At 40.8% G+C, this 24,165-nt stretch carries 22 protein-coding genes; 10 read left to right on the plus strand and 12 right to left on the minus strand.

Going from position 1 to position 24,165, the window contains the following annotated elements:
* Positions 1 to 437 precede the first annotated feature (437 nt).
* The 3 genes from RMY27_RS25610 to RMY27_RS25620 all read left to right on the plus strand — a co-directional run bounded on the left by RMY27_RS25610 (position 438) and on the right by RMY27_RS25620 (position 2,799).
* Positions 438 to 647, plus strand: a complete 210-nt coding sequence (locus tag RMY27_RS25610) for a hypothetical protein (RefSeq protein ID WP_322667687.1) — start codon at positions 438 to 440, stop codon at positions 645 to 647.
* A gap of 119 nt (positions 648 to 766) precedes the next feature.
* On the plus strand, positions 767 to 2,362 hold the full coding sequence (locus RMY27_RS25615; RefSeq protein WP_322667688.1) for an alkaline phosphatase D family protein: 1,596 nt from the start codon (positions 767 to 769) through the stop codon (positions 2,360 to 2,362).
* 113 nt (positions 2,363 to 2,475) lie between these two features.
* On the plus strand, positions 2,476 to 2,799 hold the full coding sequence (locus tag RMY27_RS25620; protein WP_322667689.1) for a hypothetical protein: 324 nt from the start codon (positions 2,476 to 2,478) through the stop codon (positions 2,797 to 2,799).
* 83 nt (positions 2,800 to 2,882) lie between these two features.
* Here RMY27_RS25620 and RMY27_RS25625 read toward each other — a convergent pair whose 3' ends face one another.
* Together RMY27_RS25625 and RMY27_RS25630 are read right to left on the minus strand one after the other, a co-directional pair.
* Positions 2,883 to 3,209 carry a DUF3140 domain-containing protein gene (locus RMY27_RS25625; protein ID WP_322667690.1) on the minus strand — a complete coding sequence of 109 codons (327 nt, stop codon included), beginning with the start codon at positions 3,207 to 3,209 and terminating at the stop codon, positions 2,883 to 2,885.
* A 9-nt stretch (positions 3,210 to 3,218) separates the two neighbouring features.
* Positions 3,219 to 3,434: a DUF2945 domain-containing protein gene (locus tag RMY27_RS25630; RefSeq protein WP_094348753.1), complete on the minus strand. Its 216-nt coding sequence runs from the start codon at positions 3,432 to 3,434 to the stop codon at positions 3,219 to 3,221.
* A gap of 245 nt (positions 3,435 to 3,679) precedes the next feature.
* Here RMY27_RS25630 and RMY27_RS25635 point away from each other — a divergent pair, with 245 nt between their 5' ends.
* The gene (locus RMY27_RS25635) at positions 3,680 to 4,381 is read left to right on the plus strand and encodes an ATP-dependent Zn protease (RefSeq protein ID WP_322667691.1); all 702 of its coding nucleotides are present in this window, start codon (positions 3,680 to 3,682) and stop codon (positions 4,379 to 4,381) included.
* A 93-nt stretch (positions 4,382 to 4,474) separates the two neighbouring features.
* Here the strand turns inward: RMY27_RS25635 and RMY27_RS25640 are convergent, their stop codons facing one another.
* Positions 4,475 to 5,671, minus strand: a complete 1,197-nt coding sequence (locus tag RMY27_RS25640; RefSeq protein WP_416212366.1) for a glycoside hydrolase family 10 protein — start codon at positions 5,669 to 5,671, stop codon at positions 4,475 to 4,477.
* A 507-nt stretch (positions 5,672 to 6,178) separates the two neighbouring features.
* Between RMY27_RS25640 and bchI the strand changes: the two genes are divergently transcribed.
* Together bchI and RMY27_RS25650 are read left to right on the plus strand one after the other, a co-directional pair.
* A complete protein-coding gene (gene bchI / locus RMY27_RS25645; protein ID WP_322667693.1) occupies positions 6,179 to 7,303 on the plus strand; it encodes a magnesium chelatase ATPase subunit I in 1,125 nt (374 codons plus the stop codon).
* A 162-nt stretch (positions 7,304 to 7,465) separates the two neighbouring features.
* Positions 7,466 to 7,762, plus strand: coding sequence for a hypothetical protein (locus RMY27_RS25650; protein WP_322667694.1), 297 nt, complete (start codon positions 7,466 to 7,468; stop codon positions 7,760 to 7,762).
* 90 nt (positions 7,763 to 7,852) lie between these two features.
* Here the strand turns inward: RMY27_RS25650 and RMY27_RS25655 are convergent, their stop codons facing one another.
* From RMY27_RS25655 to RMY27_RS25665, 3 genes are all read right to left on the minus strand, one after another.
* Complete coding sequence (locus RMY27_RS25655; protein WP_322667695.1) at positions 7,853 to 8,941, minus strand: DNA polymerase beta superfamily protein; 1,089 nt, start codon at positions 8,939 to 8,941, stop codon at positions 7,853 to 7,855.
* Positions 8,942 to 9,425: 484 nt separating this feature from the next.
* Positions 9,426 to 9,659, minus strand: coding sequence for a Nif11-like leader peptide family natural product precursor (locus tag RMY27_RS25660; RefSeq protein WP_322667696.1), 234 nt, complete (start codon positions 9,657 to 9,659; stop codon positions 9,426 to 9,428).
* A 785-nt stretch (positions 9,660 to 10,444) separates the two neighbouring features.
* Positions 10,445 to 12,289 (minus strand): tetratricopeptide repeat protein, encoded by a 1,845-nt coding sequence (locus RMY27_RS25665; protein WP_322667697.1) that lies wholly within the window; start codon positions 12,287 to 12,289, stop codon positions 10,445 to 10,447.
* Positions 12,290 to 12,825: 536 nt separating this feature from the next.
* Between RMY27_RS25665 and rplU the strand changes: the two genes are divergently transcribed.
* A complete protein-coding gene (gene rplU, locus RMY27_RS25670; RefSeq protein WP_322667723.1) occupies positions 12,826 to 13,233 on the plus strand; it encodes a 50S ribosomal protein L21 in 408 nt (135 codons plus the stop codon).
* Positions 13,234 to 13,262: 29 nt separating this feature from the next.
* Positions 13,263 to 13,559, plus strand: a complete 297-nt coding sequence (rpmA, locus tag RMY27_RS25675; protein WP_322667698.1) for a 50S ribosomal protein L27 — start codon at positions 13,263 to 13,265, stop codon at positions 13,557 to 13,559.
* A gap of 901 nt (positions 13,560 to 14,460) precedes the next feature.
* Here the strand turns inward: rpmA and RMY27_RS25680 are convergent.
* The 3 genes from RMY27_RS25680 to RMY27_RS25690 all read right to left on the minus strand — a co-directional run bounded on the left by RMY27_RS25680 (position 14,461) and on the right by RMY27_RS25690 (position 18,607).
* The gene (locus tag RMY27_RS25680) at positions 14,461 to 16,197 is read right to left on the minus strand and encodes a diflavin flavoprotein (protein ID WP_322667699.1); all 1,737 of its coding nucleotides are present in this window, start codon (positions 16,195 to 16,197) and stop codon (positions 14,461 to 14,463) included.
* Positions 16,198 to 16,247: 50 nt separating this feature from the next.
* Positions 16,248 to 16,760 carry a phosphate-starvation-inducible PsiE family protein gene (locus RMY27_RS25685; protein WP_322667700.1) on the minus strand — a complete coding sequence of 171 codons (513 nt, stop codon included), beginning with the start codon at positions 16,758 to 16,760 and terminating at the stop codon, positions 16,248 to 16,250.
* 116 nt (positions 16,761 to 16,876) lie between these two features.
* Positions 16,877 to 18,607, minus strand: a complete 1,731-nt coding sequence (locus RMY27_RS25690) for a diflavin flavoprotein (protein WP_322667701.1) — start codon at positions 18,605 to 18,607, stop codon at positions 16,877 to 16,879.
* A gap of 219 nt (positions 18,608 to 18,826) precedes the next feature.
* Between RMY27_RS25690 and RMY27_RS25695 the strand changes: the two genes are divergently transcribed.
* On the plus strand, positions 18,827 to 19,822 hold the full coding sequence (locus RMY27_RS25695; RefSeq protein WP_322667702.1) for a 1-aminocyclopropane-1-carboxylate deaminase/D-cysteine desulfhydrase: 996 nt from the start codon (positions 18,827 to 18,829) through the stop codon (positions 19,820 to 19,822).
* Positions 19,823 to 19,930: 108 nt separating this feature from the next.
* Positions 19,931 to 21,712, plus strand: a complete 1,782-nt coding sequence (locus RMY27_RS25700) for a GmrSD restriction endonuclease domain-containing protein (RefSeq protein WP_322667703.1) — start codon at positions 19,931 to 19,933, stop codon at positions 21,710 to 21,712.
* 42 nt (positions 21,713 to 21,754) lie between these two features.
* Here RMY27_RS25700 and RMY27_RS25705 read toward each other — a convergent pair whose 3' ends face one another.
* From RMY27_RS25705 to bcp, 3 genes are all read right to left on the minus strand, one after another.
* Positions 21,755 to 22,912, minus strand: coding sequence for a cysteine desulfurase family protein (locus RMY27_RS25705; RefSeq protein ID WP_322667704.1), 1,158 nt, complete (start codon positions 22,910 to 22,912; stop codon positions 21,755 to 21,757).
* A 5-nt stretch (positions 22,913 to 22,917) separates the two neighbouring features.
* Positions 22,918 to 23,544: a type I restriction endonuclease gene (locus tag RMY27_RS25710; protein ID WP_322667705.1), complete on the minus strand. Its 627-nt coding sequence runs from the start codon at positions 23,542 to 23,544 to the stop codon at positions 22,918 to 22,920.
* Positions 23,545 to 23,653: 109 nt separating this feature from the next.
* Entirely contained in the window at positions 23,654 to 24,133 is a 480-nt protein-coding gene (gene bcp, locus RMY27_RS25715) for a thioredoxin-dependent thiol peroxidase (protein ID WP_322667724.1), read from the minus strand.
* Positions 24,134 to 24,165 lie beyond the last annotated feature (32 nt).

Here is a 24,165-nt window from a genome sequence, read left to right on the forward strand (position 1 = left end):
CCCGAATTCAATAAACGACTACCCGAATTCAATAAACGACCACCCGAATTCAATATATTTATTGCATAAATTCTCAAAACCTCACCTGAAAACTGATTTACTAAGGTTTTAGCTTTAGTTTTACCCCACCCTAACCATCACTGCGATTAAGTAGGTAATGTTTGGGATTTAAGAAGAAATTCGACTTGTGTGTACACGGTAGCTCCCAACCTGGGAGAGGGGCTGGGGGTGAGGGCAAAACGTTGTCGCCAAGTGGGTTTCACCTTAAGTTGACACCAATAGGCATTGCCATGCCCTTACCAGCATATTTGTATCATTAGTAAAGTGAAATGGTATTAAACAAAGCGATCGCTCAAGACTTATTTTTCACATTAGCAGATACCACTACAGATTTTTTGGCTACAAGTTCTAATTCCAAGTTTTTTGAATAAACTGGATTGAAAACTTTTTCCTTTACTCTACTAACTGATAATAAATATACTTTAGATGTTGGGGTTGTAGATGTAGGTGAACCAACAATAATTTCAGGGTTACTTGTTGAGCGGGCGCAAGCTATTCCCGAAACAAGTTCAACAATTAGTCTGCTAATTTTGGGAGTTTTAGGAGTATTTCCTGCGTTCAAGCATATCCAAAAATCGCGCTATTAGTTCAGGTAAAACAATTAGGTTTGCGTTTGAATAATCAACCCTTAACCTGATTGCAAATAAGCATTAAAGTTGCGCTGTTACACTTCGCTATGATTCAAACGCGGTAATAAGGAAAATATATGCAAAACTTCAATATTGAGCGCTTGCTATCAAGTCGGCTGAGACGGCGACAAGTTTTAATTGGGACTGGAGCCTTAACTGGTTTTGCGATCGCCAATCAATGGTCTAACAAAGTTCAAGCCCTGCCCCGATTTTCTAATTATCCCTTTAGTCTAGGTGTTGCTTCCGGTGAACCACTTCCAGATAATGTAGTACTGTGGACGCGTTTAGCCCCCGATCCGCTCAATGGTGGTGGGATGCCCCCATATAATGTTCCAGTGCAGTGGCAGATTGCTAGCGACGAAAAGATGCGGCAAATTGTCCGCAGTGGCACACAGATGGCTACTCCAGAATTTGGACACTCTGTTCATGTAGAAGTGCAAGGATTACAACCTGCACGATGGTACTGGTATCAGTTTAGGGTGGGCAATGAAGTTAGTCCAATCGGGCGGACTCGCACAGCTCCTAACCCGCGCGATCGCGTTAATCGCTTCCGCTTTGCCTTTGCTTCCTGCCAAAACTGGCAAAGTGGTTATTATGCAGCCTACAAAAATATGGCTCAAGAGGATTTAGACTTAGTGGTTCATCTCGGTGATTATATTTATGAAGGCCCACCGAGTACAACTGCGCTGCGATCGCACGATGGCAATGGTGAACCATTTACCTTGCAGGAGTACCGTAACCGCCACGCTCTGTACAAGACTGATCCACACCTACAAGCAACTCATGCTGCATTTCCTTGGCTAGTCACTTGGGACGACCACGAAGTTGACAATAATTGGGCGGATGAAATTCCTCAAGATCCAGAAAAACAAACACGCCAAGCTTTTCTAGCTCGTCGTGCTGCTGCTTTCCAAGCATACTACGAACACATGCCACTGCGGGATTTTTCCAAACCTAGAGGTATTGATATGCAGCTGTATCGACGCTTAAACTTTGGTAACTTGGTTGAATTTAATGTTCTCGATACTCGTCAATATCGTAGCGACCAACCTTGTAATGACACTATTGAACCACGCTGTCCAGAAGCTTTTGATCCAAATGCCACTATGACTGGTACTGAACAAGAGCAGTGGTTGTTCCGCAATTTAGAGCGTTCTGGGGCACGCTGGAATGTTCTTGCTCAACAGGTTGTCTTTACCCAGCACGACTGGACAGCAGGCCCTGAGACTGCCTTTAATATTGATGCTTGGGACGGCTATGTAGCTGCCCGCAACCGTATTCTCAACTTTCTTGCTCAACGTCAGCCAGCCAACCCAGTTGTCATTACTGGTGACACACACTCCAGTTGGGTAAGCGACCTGAAAGCTGATTACAATAACCCTAACTCTGCTACAGTCGGTACTGAGTTTGTTGGCACATCGATTACCTCAGGCTTTGGCGCTAGTGACCGAATTGAGAAGGCTTTACCAGAAAGTCCGTGGGTAAAATATTTTAATGGTAGACAACGCGGTTATGTTGTTTGTGACCTCAATCATCAGCGTTGGCGTAGTGACTATCGACTACTAGCTCCATCTCCAGAGACTGGGCCTACTGTGCCTAACCCAAATGCCCCAATCATATCGACAGTCTCGTTTGAATTGCCGAATCAGGGAAAAGTAGAGCGGGTTCAATAGGTTCAAGGCTTTTTTAGATCAGGCTGGCTCCACATGCCAGCCTTTGATGCGATGCCTACGGTGGTAACAGAGCTTGCCATAAAAGCTACGCTTAGGGCGCAGCCTCTCGTAGAGTGGATGGGCAACAAGATACAGGAATAAAGCAAAAAATTATTGAATCAGGGTTAGCAAAGTTTGCAGAATCACAAGATAAAATAAAAGAGCAAATAAACCAATATATTAGTTCAATTTTTGAAAGCAAAATTAAATCGTTTTCTGCTGTAATTGCAGAAGCGATCGCACTTTACGAAAACCTCCTAGAACAGCAGGAAAAAGCTCACAACGAAACTCTAGAACAACGTGAGGCTGAAAAAATGTGGATTTACCAAAAGCGCGAAGAACTTGAGCAGGTACAGAATGGGTTGGAAGTGATTCTCAGTAAATGCACTATTGTTTAATTGCCTTTTTTACAGGCTTCAGTTCTTAACAAGAGCTGCGATCGCAGGAATTTGCCCACCTAGATGGCGGGCTAAAAAGTACTTTACTTAATTGGGTCGTGTCCCCAATTCTTCAAAGAATAGCACCAACGTGTGTGTTCCAAATCACCCGATGGCTTCTGTGCAAGATGACGATGGACGTAACTAATAACTTTCTTCATGTGCGAAACGTCATCGTCGGTGTAATCATCCTTTTTCTGCAATAGCTGGATGATACGCCGTCCAGATTGATGACCGATTGACTCATCGTCGCCATCCTTTTGTCCGACAGTTTGTGACTCATCCGTATCTAGCCAAGACTCTAGTTCTTTAGGTGTCATATTGACAGCTTGATGAAACTCGTCAATCACCGCTTTAACATCTTTACTCATTACTAGGCATTACTCCTCTACTTTCTTCAGAGCATCAGGCTTGTGAGCAGCTTGTTTTCCTGTCTTATCGCTTTCAACTAAGTATTCAGGGTTATCTTCACTTGCAGCAATATGATGTTCTTTAATATCTGTAGGTGAAGTCAGCTTCTTTACAACTTTGCCAGTTGTCTTACCTTGTGAAGTGTTCCATTCAACCCGATCGCCTTTTTTGAATTGTTCAGCCACATTCATCTCCTGTTTGATATTTTATACCTACTAAGGTCACATTATGTCTGCGACTGGAAAAGCAGCCATCATTCTAGTGATAGAGAAAACATCCATTATTAAGCCAGTAGTTGAATTAGGCGTGAGATGAAAAAATTAGGCGATCGCTACAACTATCTTGATACAAAAGCGGTACTGCATCTATGCCCGTCGTAGACATTGCCTCATAATAAAGAAAGATTAAGCAGATTGTCAAAAAACTCTCAATGAGCCAAACTAGCCTAAATTTAGTTGCAATATCTATCTTTCTCATGACCCTATCGGTACTGGTGGGGCCATTCTTCAACTTATCTCCGGCAGTACCAGCACTTGCTACTTTCACCATCTTAGGCATAGCGACATTAGATAGCTTCAGCTTGCAAGGCAAGGGTGGTACTATCTTTGTAGATTGGATTGCTGGTTTTTCAAAAGAACACCGCGATCGCATCGTCCACCACGAAGCAGGGCATTTTTTGGTTGCTTACCTGTTGGGTATTCCCGTTACTGGCTACACACTCAGCGCTTGGGAAGCCTGGAAACAGGGGCAACCTGGACAAGGCGGCGTTAGCTTTGATGATGGCGAATTAGCATCTCAATTAGAAGTGGGTAAAATCAGCGCCCAAATGCTAGACCGCTACTGCACTGTTTGGATGGCGGGTATTGCTGCTGAAACCCTAGTTTTTAATAATGCTGAGGGTGGAACTGATGATAAAAGCAAGCTGATAGGAGTCTTGACAATGTTAGGCTTTTCTGAATCAGTTTATGAGCAAAAACTGCGGTTTCATGCTCTCCAGGCAAAAACTCTACTGCAAGAAAATTGGTCTAGCTACGAGACTTTAGTTAGTGCTATGCGACAACGCGCTTCGGTAGAAGATTGTCATACTGAGTTAGGAGTAGGGAGTGGGAAACAGGAAGTTATATCAAGTTAGTAATGAAGAGTTTGTAGTAAGCAGTTTAGTGCTTAAAAAAGAAGGACTAAAGTCCTTACTACGAACTCATTAACATCATCTTAAACAGAAAAGTTATTCAACTCTGGCGCGGAGTGCAGGAGATGGAAAAAGATTTTCAAATCCAGCTTGTCGCTCAGTTAAAGATTCTAGAGCATCGTTCCAAAGACTTTCATAATAAAAGAAGGTTACGCCTAGACCGCGTTCTTGGGCAGCCCGCACCTGAGACTTAATTTGCTGCATAGGAACAGGGTTATTTCGTAACCCTGTCATAATGCCAACTCCAGTTGGAATTGTTTGTTGCGCTTCTTGAATTTCTGCGCGAGAAATATTGTCCACAAAACTTTTCAGATCCGGACGATAAATTTGCACAATTAACTCGTCCACAATATTTTGCCGCATCCAACCTAGCCAATCTTGCAGGTGAAATTTGTAAGCAAAATCATAGTAATTAGGAGAAACAGAGAAAATCGCCTGGGGTTTTCTCTGCTTCACAGCTTGGTTAAGTTTTACCATGAACGCCGTAATCTTATCTGCCCGCCACTTTACCCATGCCGCATCTTGGGGATTCTTTGGGGGAGCATTTTTCGTTTCTTTGGTGTACAAAGCAACTGTATATTGATCGTAACCAAATTCGTGAGGCAAACTCATGTGATCGTCAAACTGAATGCCATCGGCATCATATTGGGTAACAGTTTCCAGCACAAGATTGGTGATGAATTGTTGCACTTGTGGATGAAACGGATTGAGCCACATCACCTCACCAGCTGCACTGTTTGAAGTTTGGCTACCATCCCGCTTTTGTGTGAACCAATCTGGGTAATTGATTGCTAGTTCTGAGGTTGGGGGAGCCATGAAACCAAATTCAAACCAGGGAATTACTAGCAATCCTTTGCGATGGGCTTGGTTAATCAGGTCTGCGAGAATATCATGTCCATCTGAACCTTTGTAGACAAAAGGTTGAATGCCTGCACTTTGTGCGATCGCACTGGGATGCATTACATAGCCAGAATTCCACACCACAGGATAGATTGTGTTGAAGTTCATCCGTCGTAATTGGCTCACCGCATCCTGCACTTTGTCCCGATTTTTGAGGGTGTCAAAATCATTAGTGGTCATCCAAACCCCGCGAATTTCCTGACGAGGTAACTGTGCGATCGCAGGGGTGAAACTGTCCACCAGCAATACACTAACAAACGATATTAAAATGAGAATGGGAAAAAAAGACTTGAGTAGTCGCCGCCAACTTTGGACAATAAAAGATGATTTCATAAATTTGAATGATGCATTAGCTACCCACACACGCCATTGTTCGCTTTTACGATTGAATCTACTAACCATATAGTCTACAAGTATTTATGCTTAGTACAGAATTGATGAGTTGGTAGTTGTTCGTTCCTTGCTTATGGAACTTTTGCACCAAAAAACTAAAACAGACAAATTAAGATAGTTGACGCAGCTAATAAGCATTTGTGCCCAATAAATATTGGTATGGGAAATGAGTGCTGAGTGCTGAGTGCTGAGTGTTGAGTGCTGTTGGTAGCGGGGCGTTTAGCCCGTGCTGAGTGCTGAGTTAGGAGTTAAGAGTTAAGAGTTAAGAGTTAGAGTTTTGTTTATCTCCTTGTCCCCTCATCTCCCCTGCTCCCTTGCTCCCCTGCTCCCCTGCTCCCCTGCTCCCCTGCTCCCCTGCTCCCCTGCTCCCGATCTTCACATTCCCCCATGCCCTACCTGTGTCACAATAAAGAACTGTAATAAGAAAAATATTGTTAAGGTAATTTAGTGAGTCCAACTGCTCAATCCACGGCAAGTGCGCGTCGCGTAGTATTTCCTTTTACGGCAATTGTGGGCCAGGAAGAAATGAAACTGGCGCTGCTATTGAACGTGATTGACCCCAAAATTGGGGGTGTAATGATTATGGGCGATCGCGGCACCGGGAAATCCACAACTATCCGGGCGCTGGCGGATCTGCTACCAGAAATTTCTGTGGTTGCTAATGACCCATTCAGTAGCGATCCTAGCGACCCCGACTTGATGAGCGATGAAGTCCGCCAACTGTTAGAACAAGGGGCGGAAATTCCTGTAGCTCACAAAAAAGTCCAAATGGTAGACCTGCCGCTAGGAGCTACAGAAGACCGAGTTTGTGGCACAATCGACATCGAGAAAGCTTTATCTGAAGGTGTCAAAGCTTTTGAACCGGGACTTCTGGCAAAGGCTAACCGGGGCATTCTTTATGTGGATGAAGTCAACTTACTAGATGACCACCTTGTAGACGTGTTACTCGACTCCGCTGCCAGTGGATGGAACACTGTAGAAAGAGAAGGTATTTCTATCCGTCACCCAGCGCGTTTCGTGCTTGTGGGTTCTGGAAACCCCGAAGAAGGCGAACTACGCCCCCAATTACTTGATCGCTTTGGGATGCACGCAGAAATTCACACAGTCAAAGAACCAGCTTTGAGGGTGCAAATCGTGGAACAACGGGCGGATTTTGACCAAAATCCCCCAGTATTTCTCGAAAACTATAAAGCCCAGCAAGAGGCATTACAACAGCAAATTGTCAATGCTCAACAGCTTTTGCCAGAAGTGAAAATCGACTACGATCTGCGGGTGAAAATTTCTGAAGTCTGTTCAGAACTAGATGTAGATGGTTTGCGGGGTGACATTGTTAGTAACCGCGCTGCCAAAGCGTTAACAGCTTATGAAGGACGCACTGAAGTTACAGTTGATGATATCCATCGCGTAATTACGCTATGCTTGCGTCACAGACTGCGGAAAGACCCTTTAGAATCGATTGATTCTGGCTACAAAGTCGCCAAAGTTTTTAGCCGCGTCTTTGGCGTCGAACTACCAGAAAGTGATACTGCACAAAAGAACGGCACAGGTCAAAAATTAGGAGCTAGAGGTTAAAAGTTAGGAGCGGAGCCGGAAACGCTCCGCCTCCGGTGAAGAATTAATAGTTAAGAGTTTTGAATGGAAAGCTGCTTCATATCTCACAATTTTATTTAATTCCTCACTCAGCACTGACTATATATAACTCTTAACTCCTCACTCATTACTCAGCACTCAGATATGAGATTTTGGTCTTTTTGGTTCAACAGCTTTGTTCTATCTAGCCAATACAACCCGCCCAGGTTTGTAGAATTATTGATGCTCTTATTAGCGATCGCAATGCTGGCAATAGCCAGTATTTTACCCGATATGCCCTATTTAATCTTAGGCTTGAGCTTAGTAGTTGGGGCATCGATTTCTATTTTAGTGCGGGAAGCGATCGCACCCTCACCCCAAACACGAATTACCCAACTAACAGCATCCCTATTACTCATCATCAGCCTCTATGGTTTTGCTGATTTAATGTACACTCTTTAAAATTTAGTTAGGAGTTAGGAGTTATGAGTTATGAGTGAGAAATTAATTAGAAACTCCTAACTCCTAACTTTTAACTCCTAACTTTTTAAATCACCAATTCTGCATTTCCACCAATTCCATACATAACTCATTAATTTGCTCCAAATCAGGTTTATGAGGTAGGGCAGATTGTTCGCAAACAAGTTCCATTTCAGCGACCAAATCTTCTGCTATTTTCATCACCTGTTCATAAGAATACTCACCTTTTAAAATAGCTTTTAAATCTTCAACATCACCAGCTATTCTCCTATCTACAATCACTTCACCTCGCCGCAATATTTCTACTCCACTGCGTAACAATCTAATGCAGTGCATTCCATGTTTGAGGTCAAAACCCGACTTTCTTTCCATTTCTGCTCTAGCTGGATTTCTATTCTCCTGCCAAGATAAGTAAGCCTTCCATTCTCTTAAAGCTATTTGATAGCTTTGACTTTTCTGAAGCAGACGGATAAAATCTTTACGGCTATTGGTTAACTTTTGGGTATATTCCAAAGTTTCATCTGGTAAAGTATATTGTTTTAACACTCCTTTAAAATCAATATCTCCTGTGAGCAATTGATATAATTGTTCTGCTTCTTCCAAAAACTCAATCCGTCCTCTGATTAAGTTATAAAGATACTCCAGAAAAGCATTTAGCTCATCTTTGCTCAGAGGTGCTTCGTCTTCTATAGCGAAGTCAGATGGTATCGGTTTTTTTTGCGGTGGCTTTAACAACCACTTCCGATGAGTTTCCATCTTTTTGATTTGAGCAAAGGCATAACCAGTGTAAGTATGTTTTACCTTCTTGCTCAAAAATAACTGTTTATGATTAATTAAATGCTGTCCGACAGCGCTTAAAAAAGGATAATTATTTAACCAGAGTAATTCTAAAACATTGGGGTTCGCGCCAGCTAATAACTGGAGGATTTTTCTTAATTCATATATAACCGTGTCTTTGTTACCATCAACGAATGGAAATATCCCTGGTTCATCCCAACCAGTATCTTTTTGTTCTATCCGATCAAATCCCAAATAGTACCTTTTGGGTGCAATAAATACTCCCCGATAATCAAAGTCGGAATCAGGACGATTTAAACCATAGCCGTGGCTACCAGCCAAACCAATTAAAATAGTTCTTTGCTCAACTTCTATTCTTTTCATATCACCTGATTAAAATATAGTCATCCTAACTCATGAGTTAAGCAGGTGGCGAGATGGAGAGTAGAGAAAGGGTTTTTAACTCAATACGGTTCAGTTAAAGAAAATTGTAGGTTGGGTTAAGCAAAGCGCAACCCAACAAAGCCCCGAAAATGTTGGGTTTCGTTTCTCAACCCAACTTACACATTTCAAGGTTTTTGGCACTAACTGAACTGTATTGGTTTTTAACTATCTCAGATATTACATATTTCCAGAAATTATATATCTTCCAAAACTGGATGCTCCCCAGATAGATGACGATTAGTACATAACAGATTTGCTTAATCATTTGCAAACAATAAGATCCCCGACTTCTCTAGGAAATCAGGGATTTGAGCCTTATGTTTAACAAAAATACCTCTAAAGGAGATGATGCAACAGTATCCCCTTGAGGAGCAAAACTTGTCAATTCAGTTGTTTCTATACTTTCGGTTTCCTAGAACAGAAATTATCTAGGATTAATGTGGCGTCTATTCCCCCATCCTGGGTTGACAATGGCAGCTAAATCTTCTTCAGATAATTTGCTGATTTCACTATCCAGTTCTTTAGCGTCGAAATCATAGCCACGCTCATGAGCAATTTTGATGAAGGCTTCTGGATCGGCTGTTGCTTTGAGTCTTTGCTGTAACGCTTGATCTTGTTTTACAGCTTGAAAAAGTCGGGCAGCATTTTGCTGTGTCATGATAATCAATCTCCTGTTTGAAATATCACGTTTTAATGTGATAGTTTAACTCTTGAGGATTCACTAACTTTTGTAAAGAATTTCTAAATGAGACACCTGTATATTTCATCTTAAAACAAAGAAGAAAAATGTGTTGATTTTGATAACAAAATATAACTTTTAAGCTAATACTAACTAATGTTAATTTTTGATAAATTCAGTCCTAAGAGAGTAGCAATTTTTTGTAAAAAGTATCTTTTCTGACTTTTTGGAAATACAATTTACATTCGTGCGAGTGGGCGATGTCTACGACGGGCTACGCCTATACTGAATGGCACTAAGTTAAGCTGAAGGAATAATAACTTTTATCTCAAACACGAGAGCAGTAAATAACGTGAGTTCGACAGACCTCTCCCTCCCAGCCTCCCTCTCCTAAAAGGCGAACGCGTTGCGTCTCCGTAAGGAGAGGGAAGAGTAACGAAATTAGAGGGTTTTTGCTCCCCTCTCTTCTCTTTTAGAGACGCTAACGCGAACGAGACGCGCAAGGGACGTCGGAGAGGAACTGGGGGAGAGGTCAAAATAGCACTCGTCGAACTCAGGTTAAATACTTCATTGTGGTCGATCAAGGACGCTATTTCGCAAATTAAGTCGAAGAATATAGTAAATTAGCTAGTTTTTTCATCTTTAAATCCGCCAGACGCAATACTAATGACCGATACGGTGTTAAGTGCATTTTCAGTATTTTTCACTTCAACTCCGTCATTCCCAGTCTATCAACGCTCAATAGCATTGAAATTGGTATCAGATCAAAGCTTAATACCAATTTTTTTGCAAGTTCCTAAAGCTTGCCGATACAAGTTTAAGGATCTGGGATTTTGATTATAGTTAGTGTAAATTGCTCCAATGTTTTTCAGGGTTATGCATTCACTCCTAACAGAACCGGTTTGTTTGTAAATGACTAAAGCTTGCCCAAAAAACTCTAAGGCTTTTTTGTACTGACGCTGTTTATAGTAAACTGCCCCAATACTGTTGAGAGTTATACCTTCTTTTGACTTGCTGCCAATTTCTTTATTAATTGCTAAGGCTTGCCCAAAAAACTCTAAAGCTTTGGGATACTGACTCTGGCTGTAGTAAAATGCCCCTATATTATTGAGGGTTGTACCTTCCCCTACTTTGCTGCCAATTTGTTTGTGAATTGCTAACGCTTGCTCAATAACCTCTAAGGCTTTAGGGTACTGCTTCTGTCCATAATAAACTGACCCGATACCGTTGAGAGCAGAGGCTTCCTCAGCTTTGCTACCGATTTGTTGGTAAATAGTTAAGGCTTGCTGGTAAAACTTTAAGGCTTTGGGATACTGACTCTGACTATGGTAAAATCCTCCCATCCTTGCCAGATTTGCACCTGACCCCTGTTTGTCGCCAATTTGTTTGGTAATCTCTAAGGCTTGCTGGTAAAACTCTAAGGCTTTGGGGTATTGACCTTGAATGGAGTAAGCAGCCGCAATGTTATTGAAGGTTTTACCTTCTCCGGCTTTGCTGCCGATTTGTTGGTAAATAGCTAAGGCTTGCTGGTAGAACTCTAAGGCTTTTTTGTACTGACGCTGGCTAGAGTAAACTGATCCAATACCTTTAAGGTTTGCACCTTCTCCCTCTTTGTCGCCGATTTGTTTGGCAATACTATTTGCTTGCTCAAAAAACTCTAAGGCTATGCCATACTGGCTTAGGTCGTCATAAACTGCCCCAATACTATTGAGGGACTGAACTTCCCCTTTCTTGTTGCCGATTTGTTTAGCAATGCCATTTGCTTGCTGGTAAAACTTTAATGCTTTGGCGTACTGACTTTGGCTAGAGTAAAACTTTCCAATACTATTGAGGGCCTGACTTTCCTCTTTTTTATCGCCGCTTTGTTTGGCAATGGATAAGGCTTGTTGATAGAACTCTAAAGCTTTGGCATACTGACTCTGCCTAGAGTAAACTTCTCCAATACTATTAAGGGTTTGAATTTCCCCTTTGTTGTCGCCGATTTGTTTAGCAATAGTATTTGCTTGTTGATAGAACTCTAAAGCTTTGGGGTACTGACTTTGTTTATAGTAAAGTTCCCCAATACCATTGAGTATCTTACTTTCCTCTTTGTTGTTGCCGATTTGTTTGGCAATGGATAAGGCTTGTTGGTAGAACTCTAAAGCTTTGGGGTACTGATCGATGTTGTTGTAAACTGACCCAATACCTCTAAGTGTTGCACCTGACCCCTGTGTATCACCGATTTGTTTAGCAATAGTATTTGCTTGCTGGTAGAACTCTAAAGCTTTGGGGTACTGACCGATATCGTTATAAACTTCCCCAATGTTATTAAAGGTCTTCACTTGGTGAGAGCGATCGCCAATTTCTTGATAAATAACTAAAACCCGTTGAAATGTCTCTAGGGCTTGGCTCAACTGACCTTGATTATACTGCTGTTCGCCTAGTTGGTAGAGACGTAAAGCTTCTTCTGTGCGCTTCTGGAGTGTTTGTGTCTGTGCTGATGCACTTAATATTCCTGAATTGGTTACAAACAATGGTGAGATCAAAGTTAGAGAAACTAACACACTTGCACTCAGTAAGCTCTGGCGATGAAGTCTATTTTGCAACCAAGTGCTAAAAAAATAATGCATAGAAATACTCCTTGCTCATTTCAAGCAGAGATATTTTCCTTTAGTTTTATATCACTCTTTTTTTGAAAAAATTACGCAGATATTGCAATATCAATAAGTGTTATATATTGGTTAAAAATATAATACAGATTCTGAACACAAGAATTACCTTGACTTGCAATTACGGGAGTAACGACAGCATGGAAGTATTGGGTTGTCCCGTTTTTGAACATTCTACAAAAGATGGTATGGACAGTGAATTTGCTGACAAGGTTGTCATGAAATAAGCAGAGCCAACCTTTGCTAACAAGATACAAAAGCCATACCTTTATCTAAAAATTTTACATAGTCTACACTTAAATTAATAATTATTCTCATGAGGATAATTACCAAAAAATCCTATTAGAGCTTGACTTGACGTCTATTAATAAAATATTATGTTAGATTGTCTGTCTAATTCCTGCTCGGATCAGGTAGACATATTACAAAAGCTGGCAAAAGCATCTCTACAGGAGATAAAAACCAGCTACCTGTACGGCAACCTCAAGGACAATTCCATGACCTACGCGATTATTGAAACTGGCGGCAAACAAATACGAGTAGAGCCAGGGCGGTTTTACGACATTGAACTGCTGGCGATCGAACCAGATGAAAAAGTTACAATAGATTCCGTATTACTCGTGCAGCACGATGGCGAAGTCACTATTGGACAGCCATTAGTAACAGGTGCAACTGTAGAAGGGACTGTACTGCGACATTACAGAGGTCGTAAAGTCCTGGTATACAAAATGAAGCCGAAAAAGAAAACCCGCAAAAAACGGGGGCATCGTCAGGAAATTACCAGACTTATGATTGACTCCATCACCCTCAACGGTGCAGTATTTGCTGCCCAAGGAGAACCGGAGAAGGAAACCCCCGTTCTAGATAACACCGCTGCTGAAGAAGTTGAAACTGCTGCTGAATAGTAAAAGAAGTAGATACACAAGAGGAAATCATGGCTCATAAGAAAGGAACAGGTAGTACACGCAACGGTCGTGATTCTAATGCTCAACGTCTGGGTGTCAAGCGTTATGGCGGTCAAGTTGTACGTGCAGGAAACATTCTCGTGCGTCAACGCGGTACCAAATTCCATCCTGGTAACAACGTCGGTATTGGCAGCGATGACACTTTGTTTGCCTTAATTGACGGTGTTGTAACGTTTGAAAGAAAGGGCAAAACTCGTAAAAAAGTTAGTGTTTATTTACCTATAACTGCTGCTGAGGCAGCCCCTGCTGAAGCAGTAGCAAGTTAGAGTATTAGAGTGGGCATCTGCCACTGGTGTCAAGTGGAGGCATCAGCCCAGATGTCAACAAAGTAAGCAGCCGTTCGTCAGTAATTTTGACGGACGGCTTTAACCAAGGCTATCGAACAATAATGTTCGACAAGGCTCAAAATATTTTCAATGTGATATCCAATCCCCAGTCTCCAGTCTTCTAGAAAGTAAAAGTAGTGCGAAGTGCGCCTACAATTGCTGTGTTATTAGCACTAAAGCCTTCCGGGCTAAAGATGAAATAGACATCATATCATGTCCGCCAAATTACCCATAATAAAAGAACCCCACCCCCAACCCCTCCCCGCCTGCGGGGAGGGGAGACAAAGCACAGCTTTGGCGGGGTGGGGTTCTTCGGGTTTAATAAGCAATCAAGCGGACATGATATCAGGGGTAATGGAGATAAGTAGGTTGGCACAATTAAACCGAACTATACAAAGTTTTGTATGGGTAAAGGGAAAAGGTTAAAGGGTAAAGGTTTTTCCCTTTTACCCTTAACCTTTACCCTTCTTAATTTAGTTGTGTTTTTTAGCACCTACTTACTTATTGTCATTAACCCGATAGTTATAAAACGTTTCTAAATGGTAGGGAGTCGCGTCTTCTGGACGAGAAGCAATTCCTGCTACAGATTGTCGCTAAAGTGGCTGTCCAAAAATGACGGCGGCGGTGTTTCCTTTATGGAATATATCTCTAAGATGCAACCCAGCCGACCAGCTACTAAAGGTTGTAGAGGCATCTACATTAGACATCTTGCAAAAGTAATAAATACCAAGATGTTGGGGTGCATGTTAAAGGTTACTGGGTTTGGGAAAATTCCATACCTTTACTCCTTTAACCCTGCCCCTTATCCCCACTTCTGCAAGAAGTCTAGTGAACAGTCAGATTAATAATAGCTGCCAGATTTCCGATGTTCTAAAGCAGTGACACCTTCATTTTCCAACACTTCACCGTGATCGATGACGGCATAAATTAACCATCGATCGCCACATTCAAGCTGATTTTGCACCGTACATTCTAAATAGGCTAATGCCTCATTCAAAATCAAACAACCATTAAGAGCAGTTTTTGTGTCAAGATTCGCAAAGGGATTATCGCCTAAAGTGCTGTGACGAGAAAAATACCGTCGGACATTTCTTCCTTCTTTAAGGATATTCAGCACAAATTTATCACCAGGATGATGCATTAAATCTGCATTCTGCTCGTTAGCGATCGCAATCATAATTCCTGGCGGGTTAAAAGTTGCCTGCGATACCCAAGAAGTTAAAACCCCTTTGTGAGTTTCTTCATCACGAGTTGTCACAACACACAAAGAACCAATGATCCGCCCCACCGCTTGTTCAGTACGATCTACATGGGCTTCTGTCACAATCTGGCGGGAAGAACGCAGTTTTTTAGTTTTCTTCAAGTTTTGGGCAAAGGAAGCACCTGCTTCTTGACACTGCTGAAGAATCTCAGGAGTAGGACTGAAACGCACCCGAATTGTTTCAAATCCTAGTTGATAATTAGCATCTTTAAGCTTGCTTTCTATTGAATCTATCGCCTCTCCACTCCAACCGTAAGAACCAAACACCCCTGCTAACTTAGTTTTAGCGGCCACCGAGAGAACTATTCCTAAAGCAGTTTGAATTTGAGTTGGTGCATGGCCGCCTAAAGTGGGTGAACCGATAATCAAGCCATCGCAAGTTTCTACAATGCGGTTAATCTCCGCAGAATCGGCTAGTTCACAGTTAATTGATTCTACATTAACTCCATTTTGGATCAAACCTTGAGCGATCGCATTCGCCAGAATTGCTGTATTTCCATAAGCAGAAGCATAAAGCAAAGCGACACTCAATTCTTGAGATTTTTGCCCTTGACACCATTGACGGTAATCATAAGTAAAACGGCTGAGGCTGTAACGGACAACTGGCCCGTGTGCTGGGGCATAACATCTAGCTCCCAAAACTGACAGTTTATCTAAGGCTACTTCAACTTGTTTAGCTTGGGGCGCATGGAGACATTCAAAATAGTAGCGACGTTCCGCATCTAACCCCTTCCAATCTTCATCAAACAAAGTATCTTCGCAAATATGAGCGCCAAAAAGTTTATCTGTGTAGAGAATTTTTGTTGCAGCATCATAAGTACAAAGTCCATCTGCCCACCGGGGAGTTGGTACGGTAATAAATGATAGATGATGTCCTTGTCCTAAATCTAGAGTATCCCCCGATCGCATCGCTTGAATAGGTGATTCAAATTCGGGAAAGGCAGTTTTGAGAGCATTAGCAGCGGGGCGAGAACAAATTAAAGTCGCTTGAGGAACCAGAGAGAGTAATACTTGCAAGGTTGCTCTGCGGTTCGGATTGACATGACTGAGAACAATGTAATCGAGGGAGATGAAATCTAGACGTTGTGCAAGTTGCTCAAGGTAAATTTCGGTAAAAGATTCGCCGGGAGGGTCAATTAAAGCCTTTTTATCAGCTTGAATCAGATAAGAATTCGCTGTAGTTCCCCGTTGACGGGAATATTCAACCTCAAATTTTAATCTGTCCCAAGTTCGCGAGCGTAGAATTAGAGTATTTTTACCAATTTCAGCAACTTGTACATCTCTAGGATGGCTGGTAATTAAAGTATTTGCAGACATAATAACCTCTGTTAATCATTGAGCATGGCGGAAGATTCTACTCCCTATTCTTAATGGCTATTGGTTTGTGTTAATTCAGACTTAACTCGGCTTCTATAGCGTTTAGATACTTCTTGTTCAGGATCGATACCTTCAAAAGTAGGGGGTAGCCAAACTCGGAGAAATAGTAGTACTCCCAGCACTAATAAAAAGGCACAAGTTGCTAAAACTTGACTCCAACTTGTTTCTAGAACACCTTTAACAATGACTTCTCGCAAGGCGGAAACGATGGAAACTTCAACAGCTACCCCAATAGATACTCGATGTTCTTGCAGGTAAATAATCAGCAGTCTGAATAGCTCAACTAAGATAAGTAAAAAGAGAATATCGGCAGTAACAGCATGAAAATCTAGAGGCGGAAGTAAGGAGAGAAACATATCTCTCACCTGAAGCACCATGAAGCTAAATAACCCGATACACAAACAAATCACAATCACATCTTGGATAAATTCCAAGGTTCGCACGACGCGCCCACGATTGATTTCGTACATTGTAATCGGGGTATTTTCAACAGATTTATACATAGTTTTTTGGGAGACGCGATGAATTGCGTCTGTACAAGAGTGGGTAAAGACGCGATTCATCGCGTCTGTAGGAAGCAGGGGAAAATAATGACCAATGACAAATGACAAATGACTAATTAGTAATGATTGCCAATTTTGCGGTGGTGAGCGGCAGTAAGTGCATGTAAATTAGCAACTCTTCCAGTTTGAACTGTGCTATAAATTACCCAATGATCGCCACAATCCATGCGGCTAGTAATTTCACATTCCATGTAAGCTAGAGCTTCAGCTAAAACGGGCGATTCATTTTTCGCTGGATATGTTTTCACACCAGCAAAGCGGTCTGCACCAGGAGGAAAACGTTTCAGGAAATGTTTCATTAATCCTTGATATTTGCCTTCTTCTAAAACGTTTAAAACGAAGCGATCGCCAACGTGCATCAAGGATTCAATTGCCCGATCTTTGGATACTGCGATCGCTACTCCTAAAGGCTCAAGACTCGCTTGTGTCACCCAAGAAGCCAACATAGCACTCTGAATTTCTCCTTTTTTAGCGGTGATAATATACAATCCTGTGCTAATCCGCCCTAAAGCTTTTTCTAGCTCCGTATTAATAGATTTGATTTGTTTTATAGTGCGATCGCGGGTCAACCATTGACCCATATCCGTCCCTGCTTCATCACAAAGCTGTTCCGTTGATTGAGTAGGAATTTCCTTAACTAAGATAGGAGGAAAAGCTTCAGTTAACCCCAGCTCTTGAAACTTATTACGTAAAGGATAAACAGGTTCATCTTCTCCCCCTCCTGACTCTAATAAACCAATTGCCTGCTTTTTGTGAACAGCAGCCAAAATTGTACTTAAAGCAGCTTGAATCATCACCGAAGATTGGGGTGGCATTGCAATTACTAAACCAGAAGCTTGTGCAACTAATTCTCGAACTTCTTGAGGCTCGGCACTATTGAGGTCTACTAATTCTATTGCCACGCCTGTTTTCGCGCATCCATGAGCTATTGTACGGACTAAATGTTCGCTATGCCCGTAATCTTCAACATAAAATAGAGCCACTAAAGTCTCTGTTTTTGTTTGTTCTAAACTCCAGTTTTGATATCGTCCGAGCCATTCAGAGATATAGTGTTTTAATAAAGGGCCATGTCCTGTAGCAACAGTTGCTATTTCTAACTTTTCAATCCGCTTTAAAGCTGCCAAGACAGACCGAGCATTTGGGCCCATGAGACAATCATAGTAATAGTGAAAATCTTCCTCTATTAAAGTAATATTTTCATCATAGGTGTGGTCATCACAGTAGTGCATCCCAAACACATCACAGGTGTAGAGAGTGGAAGTTTTGTGGTCATAGGTCAAGATTGTGTCTGGCCAGTGTAAGTTTGGTGCAGAGATAAATTCTAATTCGTGTCCGTTACCTAAATCTAATCGCTCTCCACTTTTCACCTGTATTGATTTAAAAGGCTGGTGAACCATATTTTCTAAAAATTGAATAGCCACCTTTGCACCAACAACAGTAATGGAAGGAGCTAATTGCAAAATATCTTTCACTAAGCCACTGTGGTCTGGTTCTGTGTGACTGATAATTAAGTAATCTATCTTAGCCGGATCAATTAATCCCGCCACCACCTCAAGATATAATTCCTCAAACTTGCGGTGAGATGTGTCAACTAAGGCAATTTTTTCTCCTTGAATTAAAAAAGAATTATAGGTTGTTCCATTCCGTAAACCAAACTCGATATCAAAACGTTCTCTATCCCAATCGAGACAACGTATAGCAGTCGTTTGAGGAGCAATTTCAACAGTTTCAATCGTCAAACGTCCAGGATTGGAAATAACTTGAGTAAGCTGTGTGAGTGCAACCATTTCTTTTCTCCAAAAGAATATTATCTGGAGCGAGTGTTATGTTTCTTATATTTACCTGAAACACTCAATTAGTAAAATGCCAATTTCTAAAGCTAATCATTAGAAAGATTTATTTATCATTTAGCTTGACTTACCATTGAATTACTCAATGTTTATCATTACTTTTATATTCGATAATGAACGTGAGAAAATGCAAATTCTAAGTTAAAATCTTGACAGATGTCGTTAACCTTTATTGCTCCACCTCTACAACAAATCAACAGCGAAATTGCCCGCCACGCTGGTGTTGATTTGTATGTGTTGCGCCTCGATCTCATGCACCCGTGGGTGAACGGCAACAAGTGGTTTAAGCTGAAATACAATCTTTTAGAGGCTAAAGAGAAAAATTTCACTACGCTGTTAACCTTTGGCGGCGCTTATTCCAATCACATCTATGCAACTGCGGCGGCTGGTAATCTTTTCGGTTTTCGCACCATTGGCGTAATTCGTGGCGAGGAGAGGCTACCATTAAACGCAACGCTGAGTTTTGCTGTACAACAGGGTATGCAGCTTGTGTATCTGAACCGTGAAATGTATCGACAGCGCAACACACCAGCGTTAGAAGAATATCTGCGACAAAGTTTTGGTGAGGTGTTTATCATTCCCGAAGGTGGGAGTAATTTAAATGGTGTGCGCGGTTGCACAGAAATAATTAGTAATGCGATGCCTACGGCAGTCACTGAGCCTGTCCTGAGCGTAGCCGAAGGGCGCAGCCGAAGTACTGGCTACGCCTACGCATTTGATCATATCTGCGTAGCCTGCGGTACAGCTACCACTCTTGCAGGTATTGCGCTTTCGTTGCATGAAGGACAAAGAGCGATCGCTTTTCCCGTATTGAAGAACGGCGCATTTCTCGCACAAGAAATCGAAAGCTTATTGACAAATTACCTCGCCTCTGGTTCACCCACACCATCTAACTGGGAATTAATGTGTGATTACCACTTTGGCGGTTATGCAAAAGTCAACGATGAGTTGCTACTGTTCAGCCAACAGTTTACACAGGAACATGGCGTACCCCTCGATTACGTATATACCGCCAAAATGTTTTACGGAGTGATGGATTTACTACAGCAGGGATTTTTTTGTAAAGGCGACTCCTTGTTGCTAGTACACACAGGCGGCTTACAGGGCAACGTTGGCATGGAAGAAAGGTTGCAGAGGTTTGCTAAAATCTGAGTTGCCACTTAATTAAATATCAGTTACCTTTGTATGGAATTTTACTGAACTAAGTAAAATTCACATATCAATCTTGATATTTACTCAACGTTAGGTAAAGTAAAGTTAATGTTTACATACGCTGATCGCATTAAGCCAGATGGTCACAGTATTACTACCTATTTAGAAAATCTCCTAGCTAAAAGGTATCAAATTCCCACTTTTCAACGAGATGTTGTTTGGGAGAAAGAGAATGTAAAAAAACTCTGGGATAGTATTTATAAGTTTTACCCTTTAGGAAGTATTTTAATTTGGAAAACCAGTACTAAGCTAGAAAGTCATAGGCAAATAGGAGGTATCAAATTTGCTGATGATTTTCAGTCTAATGAATATCAGTATATTTTAGATGGTCAACAAAGAACGACTACTCTTTTAACATCAATCTATGGAGGAAAAATTGAGAAAAAGGAGAACTTTGATCCAACGCTATATATAGATTTTACAATTGAATTCACTGAGATCACAGATAATACAAGTTACACAAAGCGATTTTTATTTTGGGCTGAAATTGATGATAATGATGGTCAAATAAAAGCAAATAGTGGCAAGAAAAAACGTCACGAAGAAAAACTCATTGTTAGTTTAAGAGATATCATTAAAAATCCTGTGGAAATAGAAAGAAATCTTCACAAAAATGGATATGGTGACTTTGAAAATCCTTATATGCAACAATTCAGAAGGATTAGGGAAGCCTTATATAGTTATCAAATTTCCTTTATTGAGTTAAGAGGTATTGAAGTTGCAGAAGTGTGTCAAATATTTGAGCGGATTAATCAAGCTGGTAAACCCTTGGATATCTTTGATATTGTGGTTGCTAAGACCTTTCGTTCTGAAAATAAGACAAATAATATCTCTGGATTTTATCTTCGTGAATTATTTGATAAATTTAAACAAACTATTTCTAGCAGTCAATATGTCAATATTGATAATTGGACATTGCTACAGATGCTAGCTGTAGTGGTAAAACTTGAATTTCCCGAAGCTGGGATACAAAATATTACTGATATGTATCTTAATAAGCTAAAAACAGAACATATTGAAGCTGTATGGTCTAATTTTAAAATAGCCGTTGCTAAAACTTTTGATTTTTTTGATAATATTTTGCATATTAAAGGTGGAAGATTAATCCCTTACCGATATTTTTACCTGACTATTACAGCATACTTTTATCGAAATGAAAAACCAGATTATAGTTTTTTAAATAAATATTTTTGGTATTATAGTTTTCATAATGCAGATTTACTAACAAACACTACTCATCTCTGGGAACATATATACTTTGTTAATCAACAAAAGGCTAATAATACTTACTCGTTCAATAAATTTGATATTGATAAGAATTCTCTCAGGAAATCTTTCTACAGTTATAGAGGTCGCTTATCCAGAGCAATACTATCACTTTATGCAAACCACAAGCCGCAAGATTGGGCAAAACCCCATAGAGATATTTTGTCTGATGTTTATTATTTGCTAACAGACAAACCTAATTTACATCATATATTTCCAGTTAATTTTATTAAGCAAAGTTGCATTGCTAGCCAAATAGAATGTGACAGCTTGATGAATATTGCCTATCTGTCTCAAATAACTAATTTGCAAATTAGCGATAAAAATCCGTTACATTATCTCAAAGAATATGACGACCCTAGTTTAGAAACAGTGTTAAGTTCTCATCTTATACCGAAGATCATTCTTGAATGGTCAAGAGCCGATGCACTTCCTGAACAGGCCCTAAGCATTTTTATTGAAGAAAGGATAAACCTATTATTAGAAGCTTTGAGGCTGAAGTTAGAAGGAATTGAATTTAATGTTTTTGATATGGGCAATCGTACAGATAATATCTCTTCCTAAATATACGATTGCCCAAAAAAGAGGCTTTGCTGGCTTTTATGCTTACCGTTTATTTTGTAAACTTTGAATAGTAGCGATCGCATGTTTCGCCACAATATCAATTTCCTCTTCTGTATTAAACCTGCCAATGCCAAACCTTATTGAGGCATAAGCTAGCTGTTGGGGGTGTCCCAAGGCTGTGAGAACATGGGAAGGAGCAGTATTTGCCGACGAGCAAGCAGAACCAGAAGATATAGCCATTACTGGCTGCAATCCTAGCAAAAGTGCGGCTCCATCCACTCCCTCAACACTGATACTCAAGTTTCCCGCCAATCGCTGTTGGGGATGTCCGTTGAGATGAATTCCTTCAACTTGCGAAAGCTGTTCCCATAATCTTTGTCTTAATTGGGTGAGGCGTTGGGTTTCTGTTGCTTGTTCAGCCAAAGCAATGTCTACAGCTTTGCCAAAGCCGACAATTTGCGGTGTATACAATGTACCAGAGCGTATCCCCCGCTCATGTCCGCCGCCGTGCTGCTGGGGAGCCAGTTGTACTCTGCGATCGCGTCTGCGGACGTATAGCGCTCCAATGCCTTTGGGGCCATATACTTTATGTGCTGTTAGCGACATCAAATCAATTTTCATCGCTTGCACATCTAAAGGAATTTTACCAATAGCTTGGGCGGCATCGGTGTGAAAAATAATTTGGTGTTCATGGCACATTTCCCCAATTTCGGCTATTGGCTGTAACACGCCAATTTCGTTATTTGCAGCCATCACCGATACCAAAATTGTCTCAGGACGTAAAGCTTTTTTTAACTCAGTTAAATCAATCAATCCATCTTGTTTAACGGGGAGAATAGTAATTTCAAAACCAAGACTTTTTAAATAATTATAAGGATCGATTACTGCACTATGTTCAGTGGCAACAGTAATAATATGCTGACCTTTTTTAAAATAAGCTTCAGCAACACCTTTAATAGCTAAATTATTCGCTTCTGTTGCCCCACTGGTAAAAACAATTTCTTCAGGAGTGGCGTTAATTGCTGCTGCTAAAATCTCTCGCGTTTGTTTGACACCAGCTTCTGCTTCCCAACCATAAACATGACCGATACTTGCTGGGTTGCCAAATTTTTCTGTGAAGTAGGGGAGCATTGCTGCTAATACTCGTTCATCTACGGCTGTAGTAGCGTGGCAATCAAGGTATATAGGACGAATAGACATAATTATTAACTCAAACTTTGACTCAAATTTTTTAATACACTTAGAACTTGATACAATTCACTTTCTCGTTTCAAAAGTGTAAATTGGTCAGATACACCATACTTTGGCTGATTATCTTTGGTAAGTTTCAGGAAAATAAAATCACTACCATTGGTTACTAATCCAAAAGTAGGTTTGTCTTGAGTAGGATTAGCCAACAGATAAACAAGTGCTTGAGGTATGGCTTCTAAAAGAGAAAAGCTAGACCTTTTAGATTCAATTACTAATAACCAGAATTGTTCTTGAATCACTAAAATATCAATTCTACCTCTAGTGATTTCTCCTTCATCTTCCGCAGAAATTTCTATTGATTCCTCGCCTCTTATATAAAAAGGCTCATCATAAAACCCAGCTAAATTAAGTAAAGGAGATAAAACTACTAATTTAACCGTTTCTTCTGACGAAGGAGGACGCTTGACTAAACGGAGAAAATGAAGTTTTATTCTGTCTAAATCTTGCTTTTCTAAATTTGTAATTTCCGGTAAATTTTCAAACCATTCTGTGAAGAATGCCTCATCTTCGGTTAGCTGTAGGCTAAATCTTTCTTCCAAATAGGCAAGCCCGACATTTTGTGCTTCGATAAATTGAACCATGTTTATTTAAAACTGCAAAAAGTATAATTATTTACTTTAATCATCACGCTGGCAGTTTCTAGAGCAATATTATGTAGCATTGGTGTAACTATACCTGCATTCAGTTGCATTAGGTAGCTGCTAATTCCCGTAATTTAGTTAAAACTGCTTGAGCGTGACCTTTGGTTTTCACATTAGGCCAAGTATAGACAATAATTTTATCAGGTGAAATTAGAAAAGTTGAGCGAACAACACCCATATATTCTTTGCCCATAAATTTTTTTAAGCGCCAAGCACCGTAGGCTTCTGTCAAAATATGTTCTGGGTCACTTAAAAGGGTGATTGACAAGTTATGTTTGTTGATAAATTTACAGTGGGATTTACCTGAATCTGGACTTACGCCTAAGATTTTTGCTCCCAGTTCGCTGAAGTCTTGATACAACTCGCTGAAATCTTTCGCTTCAGTGGTACAACCGGGTGTGTCATCTTTAGGGTAGAAGTAGAGGACAACCCACTGACTGCTGAGGTCGTCGAGAGTGACTGCATTACCATTTTGGTCAGGTGTGGAGAAATCTGGCGCTGGTTGTCCGGCTTGGGGAATGTTGCTCATGATGGGGGTGTAAGAGATTGTGTAGGCGTAGC

It is taken from the genome of Nostoc sp. DedQUE09, from assembly GCF_034530915.1.
Classification (GTDB): Bacteria; Cyanobacteriota; Cyanobacteriia; order Cyanobacteriales; family Nostocaceae; genus Nostoc.